This is a genomic window from Kitasatospora sp. NPDC056446, assembly GCF_042796115.1.
GTDB lineage: Bacteria > Actinomycetota > Actinomycetes > Streptomycetales > Streptomycetaceae > Kitasatospora.
This window is the reverse complement of sequence record NZ_JBHTRF010000001.1, coordinates 45,025-58,018: the sequence shown is the minus strand read 5'-3', so window position 1 is coordinate 58,018 and position 12,994 is coordinate 45,025. Positions and strand designations below refer to the sequence as shown.

12 protein-coding genes are annotated in these 12,994 nt (G+C 74.2%); 6 read left to right on the top strand and 6 right to left on the bottom strand.

Going from position 1 to position 12,994, the window contains the following annotated elements; all coding sequences use genetic code 11:
• Positions 1–83: 83 nt before the first annotated feature.
• The 3 genes from ACFQ6N_RS00275 to ACFQ6N_RS00265 all read left to right on the top strand — a co-directional run bounded on the left by ACFQ6N_RS00275 (position 84) and on the right by ACFQ6N_RS00265 (position 2,411).
• Positions 84–539, top strand: a complete 456-nt coding sequence (locus ACFQ6N_RS00275; RefSeq protein WP_380645852.1) for a hypothetical protein — start codon at positions 84–86, stop codon at positions 537–539.
• A 201-nt stretch (positions 540–740) separates the two neighbouring features.
• Complete coding sequence (locus tag ACFQ6N_RS00270; protein WP_380645851.1) at positions 741–2,009, top strand: alpha/beta hydrolase family protein; 1,269 nt, start codon at positions 741–743, stop codon at positions 2,007–2,009.
• Positions 2,010–2,123: 114 nt separating this feature from the next.
• Positions 2,124–2,411: a hypothetical protein gene (locus tag ACFQ6N_RS00265; RefSeq protein WP_380645850.1), complete on the top strand. Its 288-nt coding sequence runs from the start codon at positions 2,124–2,126 to the stop codon at positions 2,409–2,411.
• A 113-nt stretch (positions 2,412–2,524) separates the two neighbouring features.
• Here the strand turns inward: ACFQ6N_RS00265 and ACFQ6N_RS00260 are convergent, their stop codons facing one another.
• Together ACFQ6N_RS00260 and ACFQ6N_RS00255 are read right to left on the bottom strand one after the other, a co-directional pair.
• Positions 2,525–3,310: an MHYT domain-containing protein gene (locus ACFQ6N_RS00260; protein ID WP_380645849.1), complete on the bottom strand. Its 786-nt coding sequence runs from the start codon at positions 3,308–3,310 to the stop codon at positions 2,525–2,527.
• Between the two features lie 393 nt (positions 3,311–3,703).
• Positions 3,704–6,712 (bottom strand): BTAD domain-containing putative transcriptional regulator, encoded by a 3,009-nt coding sequence (locus tag ACFQ6N_RS00255; RefSeq protein WP_380645848.1) that lies wholly within the window; start codon positions 6,710–6,712, stop codon positions 3,704–3,706.
• 194 nt (positions 6,713–6,906) lie between these two features.
• On the opposite strand from ACFQ6N_RS00255, the gene ACFQ6N_RS00250 reads away from it, so the two are divergent.
• Entirely contained in the window at positions 6,907–7,077 is a 171-nt protein-coding gene (locus ACFQ6N_RS00250; protein ID WP_380645847.1) for a hypothetical protein, read from the top strand.
• A gap of 29 nt (positions 7,078–7,106) precedes the next feature.
• Here the strand turns inward: ACFQ6N_RS00250 and ACFQ6N_RS00245 are convergent, their stop codons facing one another.
• From ACFQ6N_RS00245 to ACFQ6N_RS00235, 3 genes are all read right to left on the bottom strand, one after another.
• Positions 7,107–7,631: a MepB family protein gene (locus tag ACFQ6N_RS00245; protein ID WP_380645846.1), complete on the bottom strand. Its 525-nt coding sequence runs from the start codon at positions 7,629–7,631 to the stop codon at positions 7,107–7,109.
• A gap of 72 nt (positions 7,632–7,703) precedes the next feature.
• Positions 7,704–8,660 carry a helix-turn-helix transcriptional regulator gene (locus tag ACFQ6N_RS00240; RefSeq protein WP_380645845.1) on the bottom strand — a complete coding sequence of 319 codons (957 nt, stop codon included), beginning with the start codon at positions 8,658–8,660 and terminating at the stop codon, positions 7,704–7,706.
• Between the two features lie 178 nt (positions 8,661–8,838).
• Positions 8,839–9,372 (bottom strand): pyridoxamine 5'-phosphate oxidase family protein, encoded by a 534-nt coding sequence (locus ACFQ6N_RS00235; RefSeq protein WP_380645843.1) that lies wholly within the window; start codon positions 9,370–9,372, stop codon positions 8,839–8,841.
• A 331-nt stretch (positions 9,373–9,703) separates the two neighbouring features.
• Between ACFQ6N_RS00235 and ACFQ6N_RS00230 the strand changes: the two genes are divergently transcribed.
• Together ACFQ6N_RS00230 and dacB are read left to right on the top strand one after the other, a co-directional pair.
• Entirely contained in the window at positions 9,704–10,453 is a 750-nt protein-coding gene (locus tag ACFQ6N_RS00230; protein ID WP_380645842.1) for a DUF4232 domain-containing protein, read from the top strand.
• 182 nt (positions 10,454–10,635) lie between these two features.
• The gene (dacB, locus tag ACFQ6N_RS00225; protein WP_380645841.1) at positions 10,636–12,258 is read left to right on the top strand and encodes a D-alanyl-D-alanine carboxypeptidase/D-alanyl-D-alanine-endopeptidase; all 1,623 of its coding nucleotides are present in this window, start codon (positions 10,636–10,638) and stop codon (positions 12,256–12,258) included.
• A gap of 79 nt (positions 12,259–12,337) precedes the next feature.
• On the opposite strand, the gene ACFQ6N_RS00220 is transcribed toward dacB, so the two are convergent.
• A complete protein-coding gene (locus ACFQ6N_RS00220) occupies positions 12,338–12,973 on the bottom strand; it encodes a dihydrofolate reductase family protein (RefSeq protein WP_380645840.1) in 636 nt (211 codons plus the stop codon).
• Positions 12,974–12,994: the final 21 nt, after the last annotated feature.

The following is a 12,994-nucleotide window of genomic DNA, read 5'->3' as shown; positions in this document are numbered from 1 at the left end:
GCGGGTGCCTCCGTCAGCACTGGTGAGGGCCCGGCCGTTCGTCCGGGCCCGACCGGTCGTCACGTCTCTCCTCTGGAGCAGTCATGAAGTTCATCAAGGCCCTCGCCGTCTCCGCGGCCGCCTTCGCCGCGCTCTCCGTCGCGGCGGTGCCCGCGAGCGCGGCGGACACGGGCCGTACGGTCCCCGGCACCGGCAAGGGCACCGACGGCACCAGCACGTGCAGCAGCCCGGTGTGGGGCGGCAAGTACATCTGCGGCGGCTCGTACGGCGACGGCACGGCGACGTACTACTTCCGGGACGGCCGCCAGGAGGTCTTCGTCATCGGCACCGACCGCGCCGTGTGGACCCGCTGGACCGACAAGTCCGGCAGCAAGAGCGGCTGGCTGTCCATGGGCGGCACCCTGGCCGGCCCGGTCGGCATCCTCGCCTCGGACACGGGCGGCGGCAACTTCGAGATCGGCGCGCGGGGCACCGACGGCCGGATCTGGAGCCGCGTCCGCACCGTCGAGGGCAACTGGACCGGCTGGGCCGCGATCTAGGACCGCACGGCTCCGCTCTGACGAGGCACCGGCTCGCGGGCCGGTGCCTCGTCATGTGAGGCGGGCGCGGTGGCGGGCCCTGCGGCCGAGGGCCGCTCCGCATCAGCCCGGGGATGTAAACCCCTGGGCCAATGCGTGGTGACGGATGATCAACCGGTGGGCCGATGCCGCCCGTCCGCCCCCCGTGACACCGTTCCGGGCATGGACACCACGCCGATGGACACCACGCCGGTCGCCCACCGCACCGGACCCACCCGCCGCCGCATGCTGGGCACCGCCCTCGCCCTGGGCGCCGTCGCGCCGCTCGGCCTCGCCCGCGCCGCCTCGGCCGCCCCCGCCCCCGCTCCCGCTCCCGCTCCTGCCCCCACAGGCACCGGCACCGGCTCGCCCGCGCGGCTCACCCTGACCGCACCCACCGGCCCCTTCCCGGTGGGCATGGTGCCGCTGCACCTGCGCGACGAGTCCCGGCTCGACCCGAACGCCCGGCCCGGCCGGTTCCGCGAGCTGATGGCCACCGTCTGGTACCCGGCCCGGACTGCGGACGCCGACGCGTACCCGCTCGCCCCCTGGATGACCGACGGCGCCCTGAAGGCCTTCCTCGACGACGTCGGTTTCCCGCTCCCGCTCGCGCTCGCCCCGCTCACCGCCGGCCACCAGGGCGCGCCCGTCCACCGCGCCGGCCGGCCGCTGCCCGTCGTCCTCTACTCGCACGGCGCGGGCAGCCACCGCGCCGACCACACGATCATGGTCCAGGAGCTGGCCAGCCACGGCTTCGCCGTCGTCACCGTCGACCACACCCACGACGGCATCACCGAGTTCCCGGACGGGACCGTCGTCACCCGGGACAGCGTCGCCCCCGTGGCGCCGCGGGACTACGCCGCCGACCTGCTCTTCCTCCTCGACCGCGTCGTCGACCTCGCCAACGGCCGCAACCCCGACGTCGACGGCCGCGCCCTGCCGGCCGGCCTGCTCGGCGGCCTGGACGCGCGGAACATCGGCGCCGCCGGCTGGTCCAAGGGCGGCACGGCCGTCGGCCTCGCCATGGTCGCCGACCAGCGGATCCGGGCCGGGCTCACCCTGGACGGGCGGATGGAGTGCAACCCCGCCATCACCACCGACATCGACCGTCCGTTCATGATGATGACCGCCATCTACAACCGGGCCACCAGCCCCTACGTCGAGACCTTCTGGGGCCACCTGCGCGGCTGGCGCCTCGACGTCCAGGTCACCGGCGCCGTGCACTCCTCGTACGGCGACAACATGACGCTGATCCCGCAGGCCGGGAAGCTGCTCGGCCTGACCGAGCAGCAGATCCAGTCCCAGGTCGGCACCCTCGACCCCGACCGCGGCACCCTCATCCAGCAGGCCTACCCGCGCGCCTTCTTCGACCTCCACCTGCGCGGCCGCCACTGCGGCAAGCTGCTCGACGGCCCGTCGAAGGCCTTCCCCGAGGTCGTCTACCACCCGTAGGCCCGGCCCACGGCACGGCCGGGCCCACGGCCCGGCACGGCGCCGGGGCGACCGCCACGGGGGTGCGGCCGCCCCGGCGCCGGGAGTACGGGCGGCCTCGGGGAGAATGCCCTGGTGAAGACGTGGATCGACGACCTGCCGCAGATACCGTTCCCCTACCGCGCCCTGCCGCCGGGGGGCGACTGGATGACCCAGGAGGAGGCCGCGGCCCGGCTCGGCATCGGCACCTACCACCTGAACTCCCTGACGGCCGGTACGCACCGGCTCGACCTGGTCCGCACCACGGGCAAGGAGCTCGCCGTCACCCGCGCCAGCGTCGAGGCGGAGGCGCGCTGGCGGGCCACCGCCACCGTCGGGCAGAAGGCCTGGCGCCTGTTCAAGGACGTCTTCAAGTTCCTGTGAGGGCTGGGGCGTTCGCGCGGCGGCTCACCTGCTCCTGATGCCGCGAAGCCGGTCCGGCGGACTGCCGGACCGGCTTCGCGGTCTGTGTGCCGCACGCGCGGCGCTGCGGTGGGTCAGCCGCTGCGGTCGAAGAGCTTGACGCGCAGGGGCTCCCGGGCCGGTGCGTCGGCCGGGTCGTGCGGGGAGAGGGCGAGGGCGAACCCGCCGATGGCGATGACGGCCATGATGGCGACGGCCAGCGGGACGATGAACTGCGAGGCGGGCAGGCCGTTGGACTGGAAGCTGTCGTCCAGCCGGACGGAGACGGCGGCCATCCCGGTGTAGTGCATGGCGGTGACCGCGACCCCGGCGATGAGGGAGGCGGCCAGCGAGGCCGCGAAGCCGGTGATGTTGAGGGTCATCCACAGGGCGGCGGTGGCGGCGGCCACGGCGATGGCGATGGAGACGGTCACCAGCAGGGGGTCGTAGGAGACCTGGCCCTGGACCTGCATGGCGGCCATGCCGAGGTAGTGCATGGCCGCGACCCCGAGGCCGGTGACGGTGCCGCCGATCAGCAGGGAGGCCAGGGTGCGGCGGCGGTAGCCGACGTAGAGGACGCCGGCGCCGACCACGACGATGGCCAGCAGGAGGCTGCCGAGGGTCTCGGGGACGCGGTAGACGATCGCGGAGCCGGTGACGGAGAAGCCCATCATCGCCATGAAGTGCATGGTCCAGATGCCGCAGCCGAGTTCGACCGCGGACAGCAGCAGCCAGCCCAGCCGGCGGGCCGGCGGCAGGGTCAGGGCCCGTACGGTGCAGCGCAGTCCGAGTGCCGCGCCGGTGCAGGCGATGAGGTAGGACAGGGCCGGGTTGATCCAGCCGTAGTGGAAGCCGTCGATGTGGGCGGTGTGGGAATGCATGGCCACGTTCTTGCGTAGGGGGTGGGCGAAGTCGCTCTTCTGCCCAGGGGGGGCGGGCCGGCGAATGTGGGTTCGCTGTTCGGGCCCGCGGGATCAGTGTTCGATTCCCAAGGGATCGTATAGTGAGCACCAGGTTCCGTGAAATTGACAGCCTGTTTAATAGGCGAGGTCAGGCCGGGCCGGAATCCGGTGTCGACGGTGGTGGGCGGGTGCTTTTCGTCACCGTCCGGACTCTTTCCCGATTTCTGGAAATACCTTGGGAAATTCCCTCCGGGCGGCAGGGAAGTGCCCCCGCCGAATGGCGGGGGTTCACCGGGGAATGCCGTGGAATTCACCTGCCGGCCGCCGACTGCCGGCCGCCGACTGCGGGCCCGCCGACGGCCGGCCGGACGGTCAGGGCAGTGGCAGCGGCGCGGGCAACGTCACGGGTACCGGCGGCGCCAGGGACTCCAGCCCGGCGAGGCTTTCGGCGGTCACCTTCCGCAGGCCCGCCCTGCGGGCCAGGGCGAGGGCCGCCGTCCAGCAGTCCCGGGCGGCGGCGGCCCGTCCGGCACGGGCGTGCACGGCGGCGGTCGCCTGCAGCGCCACCGCGGCGGCGTTGTGGTCGTCGAGGGCTTCGGCGACGGACAGCGCCTCGGCCAGGGCCGTCAGGGCGTCCCGTGACCGGCCGAGGGCGGCCAGGGACTGGCCCAGGCTGGTCAGTGTGGTGGGTACCAGGGAGGGCAGTTCGCGGCGGAACACCTCCAGGTACCGACGGAAGATCCGCTCGGCCTCCTCGGCGTTCCCGGTGGCCAGGAGCATCCTGGCCAGGGTGCACTGGGCCGCGGGGTTGTCCCGGCCGTCTACGGCCCGGAACAGGTCGATGGACCGGTGGGCGGTCGCGAGGCCCTCGTCGACCCGGCCCTCCTTGAGGAAGGTCAGCGCCCGGACGAGCAGGACCATGGCCAGGCCCTCCTTGACGCCCTCCTCGGCGTAGATCCCCTCGGCGGTGGCCAGGTGCGCCAGGCAGGCGGCGTGGTCCCAGTCGTGGCCGTGGATCGTCGCGAGGACGACGTACAGCCGGGCCTCGGCCCGTCGCGCCCCGTGGGCCCGGGCGAGGCCCAGCGCGTCCGTCACCAGGGGGCTCCAGTGGCCCTCCCACCAGTAGCTGGTGCCGTACCCGGTGAGCAGGCCGACGATCTGCCAGGCCGGTTCCGGGCGGTCGGAGGCGCCGGCCCGGCGGACGGCCGCCCGGATCGACGGCATCTCCTGGCGCAGCCAGGCCAGGGCGTCGGTGGGGGAGGCGAGCCGGGGCAGCGGCGCGGGGGAGGGGGCGAGCCCGTCCACCGGTTCGGTGTCGCCCCAGTAGGGGGTGCAGAGCGTGCCGGCGTGGTGGACGGCGCGGGCGTACCAGGCCAGCAGGCGGTCGAGCGCGGCCGCCCGGCCCTGCGGGGATTCCCGGGTGCGTGCCAGTTCCGTCGCGTAGCCGGCGACCAGGTCGTGGAGGACGTAGGTGCGCGGGGCGGGCGACTGGAGCATCTGGGCGTCGACCAGGGTGTCCAGCAGGTCGAGCGTGCGGTCGACCGGCTCGCCGAGCAGGGCCGAGGCCACCTCGGGGGACAGCGGGAAGCACGGCCAGACGCCCAGCAGGCGGAAGGCCCGGGCGGAGGCCGCCTCCCCCGGGCCGTCGTCCTCCAGCAGCGCCTGGTAGCTCATGGCGAACGCGGCCCGCACCGAGGTGTCGTCCCCGGTCAGCAGTTCCAGCGTCTGCGGGGCCTCCTCCAGCCGGTCGGCGAGCACGCTCAGCGGCCAGTTCGCGCGGTTGGCGATCCGGCCGCCGGCGAGGCGGATGGCCAGGGGCAGGCCGCCGCACACGGCCAGGATGCGTTCGACGGCCTCCGGCTCGGCCGCGACCCGGTCCTCGCCGCAGACCAGGGCGAGCAGGTCGCGGCCCTCCGTGCCGAGCGGCTGCAACGGGACGCGGATGGCGTCGAGTTGTCCGGAGGGGGCGCGGCGGGTGGTCACGATCACCGCGGACGGTCCGGTGCCGGGGATCAGCGGGGCGATGCCGGTGAGGTCGTGCGCGTTGTCCAGGACCACGAGGACGCGGCGCCGGGCCAGCCGGTCGCGGTAGAGGGCGGCCCGGTCGTCGAGGTGCTCGGGCAGGGCGGACCCGTCGACGCCCAGGTCGGTGAGGAACCGCGCCAGGACGTCCCGCAGTTCGCGTCCGGGGCCGTTGCCGTAGCCGTTGAGGTCGACGTACAGCTGTCCGTCCGGGAACGCCGTCCGCAGGCGGTGGGCGGCGTGCACGGCGAGGGTGGTCTTCCCCAGGCCGCCCATGCCGTAGACGACCACCACCGGGACGGTCCCGGCGGCATCGGCGGCGGCATCGACGTCGGCGTCGTCGGCGGCGTCCGTGGCAGCGGCCTCCCGTGGCGCGGCGAGCGCGGCGGTCAGCTGCTCCAGCTCGCGTTCGCGCCCGATCAGGGCGGAGGCGGGCCGGGGCAACTGGTGCGGGACGCGGACGGCCGTCCCGGGCGCGGCGGGCGCGGGCGCTGTCGGGGGTGCCGCATGCGGCGCGGCCGGCTTGGTGGCCGACGAGGCGCGATCCGGCGAGGTGCGGTCCGACGAGGCGTGGTCCGACGAGGTGCGGGCAGGCGCGGCGCGGGTCGGTGCGGCCGGCGGGGAGTCCGCGGCCAGCAGTTCGCGGTGGGCGTCCCGCACCAGGCCGCCCGGGTCGACGCCGAGCTCCTCGGCGAGGGCCGCCCGCAGCACCCGGTGGACCTCCAGCGCCTCGGCGGTGCGCCCGGAGCCGTGCAGCGCCAGCATCAGCTGGGCGTGGAACGCCTCGTGCAGCGGGTGTTCGGCGGTCAGCGCGGTCAGCTCCGCGACCAGGTCGCGGTGGCGGCCGGTGCGCAGGCCGGTGGCGAAGCTCCGTTCCAGCAGGGTGAGGCGGGTCTCGCGCAGCCGGGCGGCCCGGGGGGAGCCGGCCAGCACCGGTATGTCGCCGAACGGCTCGCCCCGCCACAGGGCGAGGGCCCCGGCGGTCTCCGCCGCGACGGCCGGCCAGTCCCGGCGCTCGTGCGCGTCGCGCGCGCGGTCGGCCGCGGCGGTGAAGGCGGTGAGGTCCAGTTCGTCCCGCTCCACGGACAGCCGGTAGCCCTTGGGCGCCGAGCGCACCCGGGTGCCGTACGGGCCGAGTGCCGTCCGCAGCCGGTTCACGTGGTTGTGCAGGGACGCGAGCCCGGTGCGGGGCGGATCGCCGTCCCACAGCAGGTCCAGCAGGCTGTCGACCCGGACGGTCTCGCCGGGTGAGCCGAGGAGCAGGGCGAGGAGCGTCCGTACCTTGGGGCCGGTGATCGGTACCGGCCGTCCGTCGAGTTCCACCCGGAGCGGTCCGAGCAACTCGAACCTGATCCCCATGCCGACCCCCTCCCCGCACGTGACGAAGCACGTGACGAACCATCATATTGATCTTGGACCGATGTTATCGACATGTTAGATGCCTGTGATCGGGCGGAGTGAGGATCGACTCATTCGTCCGGTCGGAGGCGAACGGCCCCCCACGGCCCGCCCCTCCTCCGCCCGGTGACGTGCGAACCTCCCGGAGCCCCCACATGTGCACCACCGCCCCCCACGTGGCGTCCGCCCTGCCCGTCTGCCCCCCACCGGGGCAGGGCGGACGCCTCCACGGCCCCGGCCCCGGCCCCGGCGCCCGCGCGGACGTGGGCTCCCCCGACACCGGCTGGGACGTCACCGCCGGAACACTCCCGACCCCGCACCGCTGACGGCGCTCCCACGTCATCGCGGCGGGCGGCTACGGGTGGTAGAGGGCCCGGGCGAGCACCGGGTCGGCGGGCCCGCCCTGACCGAGGTCGAGGAAGAAGTCCGCCTGCCAGCCCTGCGTGCGGCCGGCCTGCCGGCTGGTCGTGGCCACCCACGGCGGGTAGACGCGGAACCCGCGCTTCCCGCCGGAGCCGTCGCGGGAGACGATGCCGCGCTCGCACAACACCTCGCGCGGGAACACGAACTGTCCGAAACCGTCGTCGTCGCGGCTGCTGACGACGAAGAGGTCCACTCCGTCGTCGGAGTCGAAGGGCCGGATCGGACCCTCCTCGGACCGCTGCCACACCGTGACGAACTGGCCCGCCTTCGTCGGAGTGGTCTTGCCCACGCGGAACCGGACCGAGCGGTCGTCGAGCGTGAACGCGCAAGCCGCGTACTCGGCACTCTCCGGTTCGGGCACCGGACGTGAGCAGACGAAGCCGCCCGGGTCGTACACCGATGCCTTCGCCGCCCGCAGGTCCCCGTGAAGACCCGTCCAGGGCTGATTCGACACCATGCCCTCATCCTGCCATCACACCCGCGCGCGCTGCCCCGTCCCCCCGAACCCGGGGCCCATCCTTCGGTTGGCCTAGGCGTAGAGGGCGGCGGCGCGGCGGGTGGCCTCGGCCAGGCGGGCGCGGAGGGCGGGCGGGTCGAGGACCTCGGCCTCCGGGCCGAGGCGCAGGAGTTCGAGGTAGCCGATGTCCCAGGTCTCGACCGGCAGGGCCACGGTGACCCAGCCGTCGGCGTCCGGGGGGCCCGCGGTGGCGAGGGCGTCGGCGGCGGCGGTCGGTTCCAGCAGGACGGCGAGGTGTTCGACGGCGAGCGGGCTCAGCCGCACCACGGCCCGCTCGCGCAGCATCGCGCGGGTGAACTCCCGTGCCGCCGCGTCCCAGTAGCCGGCCAGGTCGAACTCCGGGTCGCGCTCGAACCGTTCGTCACCGGCCTCGGCGGTCTCGAAGCGGTCGACGCGGTACGTGCCGACCTTGCCGCTCGGGCCGCGCGCCGCGAGGTACCACCGGCCGGCCTTGAGCACCAGGCCGTACGGTTCCAGCCGCCGGTCCCGGGTGCCGCCGCGCGCCGCGTAGCGGCCGTGGAGCACCCGGTCCTCCCAGACGGCGCGCGACACCTCGGCGAGCAGCGGTGGGGGTTCGGCGTCGCGGAACCAGGCCGGCGCGTCGAGGTGGAACCGCCGCGCGGCGGCCGCGGGGGCGTCGCCCAGGGCGGCGGCGACCTTCAGCCGCGCGGCGAGGGCCGGCCCGGCCAGGCCCATGTCGCGCAGCGGGCCGGGCAGTCCGGCCAGGTGCAGGACCTCGGCTTCGGCGCGTTCGAGGCCGGTGAGGCGGGTGCGGTAGCCGTCGACGAGCCGGTAGCCCCCGCCGCGCCCGCGTTCGGCGTACACCGGCACTCCGGCCTCGACCAGGGCGGCGACGTCCCGCTGTACGGTGCGCTCGGAGACCTCCAGCTCGGCCGAGAGCTCGGCGGCGGTCATCGTCCGCCGGGTCTGGAGGAGCAGCATCAGCGCGATGGCCCGGCTCGCCCGCACCCCACCGCTCCTTCCGCCGCCTGCCGCCGTTCGGTGCGCCCGGACCTCCGGGGCGCGGGCGCGGCACCATTCTCGCCGGGTGCGGCGGCCCGGGCCCGGGTGGGTCCGGGCGGGTCCGGTGCGGGCGGGGTCACGGCGCTACAGCATCACGGGGCCACGGCATCAAGGCGCCACGACGTCACGCCCCGTCCGCCGTCCCGCCGAGCTTGGCGAGGTCGGGGGCGAACACGGCCATCCAGTGCGGGTGCAGCCGGTAGTAGACGACGTCCTTCTCCCAGTCGAAGGCGTCGTCGCCGTAGAAGTCCCGGAAGTAGGCGAGCAGGTCCGGCCAGTCGGCGGCCGGCTCGCCGTCGAGCGGGTTGAGGACCTCGGCGGTGCCGTGGGTGAACACGCCCAGGTCCTCGCCGCGTAGGTGCGCGGCGCTGACGGCGGGCCGGGCGGCGAGGTGCCGGGCCTTGGCGGCGCCGCGCGCGGTGCCGAAGTGCCACTTCCCGTGCAGGAAGTGCCCGTCCACGGCGCTGATCCGAGGCTCGCCCTTCGCCGTCACGGTGGACAGCGCGAGCGTGCACATGCCGGTGAGCACACCGGTGAGCTGTTCGGCGGTGAGCGTGCGCTCGTCGCTGATGATCGACCGCAGGTGCGCGGTGGAGCGGGAGAGCGAGGCGTCGAGGAGGGCCTGGAGCCGGTCGAGCTCCTCGGGTGTTTCGCGCATGGGGGTCCTTGTCCGTCCGTCGGTCGTCCCGGCCGGCGCCACCACGGCACCGACCGTGACCCCTACTCTCCCCGCAGAACCCGACATCTCCTGTCGTCTTTCCTGCGGTGTCCTCGATCCCGCCGAGCCCTCGGTGTCGTGGAGCCGTCCCGCGCGTCCGTGTCAACCGTTCGGCAGCTGATGGAGTGTCACAGTCCGATCCCTGTCATGTCCTGACGACTGTGACGCCGGACGTGGCACCGAATGCCGTCGGTCCGCCGTCTTGTGAGGTGTCCACGCAGTCAGCACACACCGTGCCTCGCGCATCGTGCATCGCCATCGGGGAGCCACCATGTCCGTCCGTCACCGTCGCCCGCTGCTCGCCTCCGTCGTCCTCGTCGTCGGGGCCGGGCTCGCCGTGACCGCCTGCGGGCCCGGCAACTCCGACACGGCCGCCGGCCCGGCGGCCTCCGCGACGTCCACGGTGGCCGTCACGCCCCCGCCGGCGGCCGGCCCGGCGGCCGGCGGCTCCCCCACAGCGGGCGCGCCGGCCACCGGCGCGGCCTCGCACAGCGCCACGCACACCCCGCAGAAGCCGCCCGCCGCGAGCCCGTCGGGCGGCACCCGGACCGACGGCGGGGCCGCCGGGGCCGCCGCCCGCCCGTGCGACATCCAGAACCTCGCGGTCCGCGCGACGGCCCGCGCCGGGGCACCCACCCAGTGGGTCATCGAGGTGCGCAACAACGGTGCGAGCGCCTGCAGTGTGAGCTCCTCCCCGGGGGTGGACCTGGGCGACTCCGCGGCCCGCGACCGGAGCAACAACCTCAAGCCGGTGCTCGCCAGCGGCACGACGCGGTTCGCGGTCCCGGCGGGCCAGAACGCCTACGCGGTGCTCGACGTCGACCCGAGCGGTGCCACCACCGGCACCGTGCCCGGCATCAACGAGTTCAACGTGCTGGCCGACGACGAGGGCGGCATGCCCCTCGCGGCCACCCGGAACTTCCCGCTCGGCAGCGGCGCACGGGTCCTGGACCCCAAGATGGGCAACTACCGGTCCAGTGTGGCCGAGGCGGTCGCCTCCATGACGGCCGCCCCCAACTGACCGACCGTCGCCGCGGCGGCCGGCCGGTCGGACGGGTGCCTGCTTTCGACTGATCGAAGGATCTTCACACCACACGCCGTCGGCAGACCGCGCAGCAGCCCCGCCCCCGGAGTCCGTGCACCTACCATGCGCCGAGAGCGCCCCGCGGAGCGGGGCTTCCGACTCCAGAAACGGCTGGGCGAATGAGATCAAGGATCCGTGGTCTGCTTCGGGTCTGGGCCACCGCCGGCGTCGCGCTCGTGGTCGTGGCGGGTACCGCCGCCGCCGCACCCGCGGAGAACCCGCAGGGCGATTTCGGGCCCGACATCACGGCGATCATGAACAAACCCGCGTACAAGCACGCGCAGTGGAGCGTGCTGGAGATCGACCCGGCGGACGGGCGGGTCGTCCACTCCTCCCACCCCGACGAGTTCCTCATGCCGGGTTCGACCATCAAGCTGGTCACCATCTCCGGTGCCTGGCACGACCTCGGCCCGGACCACCGCTTCACCACGCCGGTGAACGCCGTCGGCCGCCTCGACGGATCGACCCTCACCGGGAACCTGGTGCTCGTCGCCCAGGGCGACCTCACCATGGGCGGCCGGACGAAGCCGGACGGGTCGGTCGACTTCACCCCCATCGACCACACCTACGCCGACGACGTCCCGGGCGCCACCCTCACGCCGGAGGACCCGCTCGCCGGCCTGGACCAGATCGCCCGGCAGGTCCACGACTCGGGCATCACCACCGTCGACGGCGATGTCGTCATCGACGCGCGGCTGTTCACACCCCCGCCGATCAGCCCCCAGCCGACACCCCTCATGATCAACGACAACGTGATCGACCTGCTGAGCACACCGACCACCCCCGGGCAGCCGGCTCAGCTGAGCTGGCGCCCGCAGGTCGCGCCGTACCAGGTCACCTCGGCCGTCCGGACGGTGGAGGCCGGCGGCACCACCGACATCCAGGTCTCCGCCTCCCCCGACGGCACGGCGATCACGCTCTCCGGCACGATCGCCGCCGACGCCCCGCCCGCCCTGAAGAACTCGCCGATCCAGGACCCCAACGCCTTCGGGCGCACCGCCCTGATCGAGGCCCTGGGCCGCGCCGGGGTCACCGTCACCGCCCCGCCGACCGGCCCCAACCCGGACGGCACGCTCCCGGCCTCGTACACCGGCGACCCCCGGGTGGCCGCCTTCGTCTCCCCGCCCTACCGCGACTACGCCAAGCTGATCCTGAACGTCAGCCACAACCTCGGCGCCAACCTGGCCCTGTGCAACATGGCCGTCAACCACGGCAGCAGCAACTGCTTCGACGGCTTCCCGGTCATCCGCGACTTCCTCACCCGGACCGCGAACGTCGACCCGACCCAGTTCCAGATGGCGGACGGACGCGGTGACGTCCCCGTCGACCGCGTCACGCCCACCGGGCTCAACCAGCTGCTCGCGTACTGGCTGCGCACCCCCGACGCGGACGCGTTCCGCACCTCACTGCCGATCCTCGGGGTGTCCGGTACCGGCGCCCTCTACTGCACCACCGACTGCCCGGCCAAGGGCAAGGTCTTCGCCAAGCCCGGCACCATCATCGGATTCGACCTGCTCAACCAGCAGCTCGCCATCAACGCGCAGACGTACGCGGGCTACCTCCAGGCGGACGACGGCCACCTCTACACCTTCTTCGTCGGCGTCAACGGCGCGGCCGCACCGAACATCCAGGGGTTCTTCGACGTCAACGACGACGTCGACCAGATCGCCGTCCTCCTCCAGCAGGAGGCATGCGCGGAACGGGGCACCGACCGCCCGCGCACCGCGCCCGTCGCGGCGTGAACCGGTAGATGGTCGCGCGGGTACGGGAGGCCGGACGGCGGCCTCCCGTACCCGCGTCCCCGGGCCGTGCCCGGCCGGGTCAGCCGTCCTGTCCGAGACCTCGGTCGGGCGCGCCCATGTCCCCCGTCCGGGGTGTGCCGTCGGCGAGTGCGTAGCGCAGGTACACGGTGCCCCGCGGGCCGGCGACCGGCGGTTCGAGGAGCGTCAGGTTGGTGGGCACCGCGCCGCCGTCGAACACCTTCTTGCCGACGCCGAGCACGATCGGGTGCACCCAGAGGTCGAGCCGGTCGAAGAGCTTCTCGCGCAGGAGGGTCTGGACCAGGTCCAGGCTCCCGACGACCTTGATGTGCTCGTGCCGGTCCCGGAGCCCGCGCACCGCGGCGGCCAGGTCCGGGCCGAGGCGGGTGGACCCGGCCCACGGGAGGGCGGGGGTGCCGCGCGAGGCCACGTACTTGGGGACGCGGTTGAAGAGCTCGGCGATCGGGCCGTCCTTCTGGTGCGGCCAGTAGGCGGCGAAGATGTCGTACGTCCGCCGGCCGAGCAGCAGGGCGTCGGTGCCCTCGTACGCGGCGAGGATCCGCGCCCCGGTGGCCTCGTCCACCAGGGGCGCCTGCCAGCCGCCGAACGGGAACCCCGCCGGGTCCTCGTCGGGGCCGCCGGGCGCCTGCCCGACGAGGTCGAGGGTTGCGAACAGCTCGATGTGGATGAGGCCCATGCCTGACTCCCGGCTCCTCGG

Coding starts and splice junctions, on each gene's coding strand:
- ACFQ6N_RS00275 (WP_380645852.1), top strand. CDS start 84: ATGAAGTTCATCAAGGCCCTCGCCGTCTCCGCGGCCGCCTTCGCCGCG.
- ACFQ6N_RS00270 (WP_380645851.1), top strand. CDS start 741: ATGGACACCACGCCGATGGACACCACGCCGGTCGCCCACCGCACCGGA.
- ACFQ6N_RS00260 (WP_380645849.1), bottom strand. CDS start 3,310: ATGCATTCCCACACCGCCCACATCGACGGCTTCCACTACGGCTGGATC.
- ACFQ6N_RS00255 (WP_380645848.1), bottom strand. CDS start 6,712: ATGGGGATCAGGTTCGAGTTGCTCGGACCGCTCCGGGTGGAACTCGAC.
- ACFQ6N_RS00250 (WP_380645847.1), top strand. CDS start 6,907: ATGTGCACCACCGCCCCCCACGTGGCGTCCGCCCTGCCCGTCTGCCCC.
- ACFQ6N_RS00245 (WP_380645846.1), bottom strand. CDS start 7,631: ATGGTGTCGAATCAGCCCTGGACGGGTCTTCACGGGGACCTGCGGGCG.
- ACFQ6N_RS00235 (WP_380645843.1), bottom strand. CDS start 9,372: ATGCGCGAAACACCCGAGGAGCTCGACCGGCTCCAGGCCCTCCTCGAC.
- ACFQ6N_RS00230 (WP_380645842.1), top strand. CDS start 9,704: ATGTCCGTCCGTCACCGTCGCCCGCTGCTCGCCTCCGTCGTCCTCGTC.
- dacB (WP_380645841.1), top strand. CDS start 10,636: ATGAGATCAAGGATCCGTGGTCTGCTTCGGGTCTGGGCCACCGCCGGC.
- ACFQ6N_RS00220 (WP_380645840.1), bottom strand. CDS start 12,973: ATGGGCCTCATCCACATCGAGCTGTTCGCAACCCTCGACCTCGTCGGG.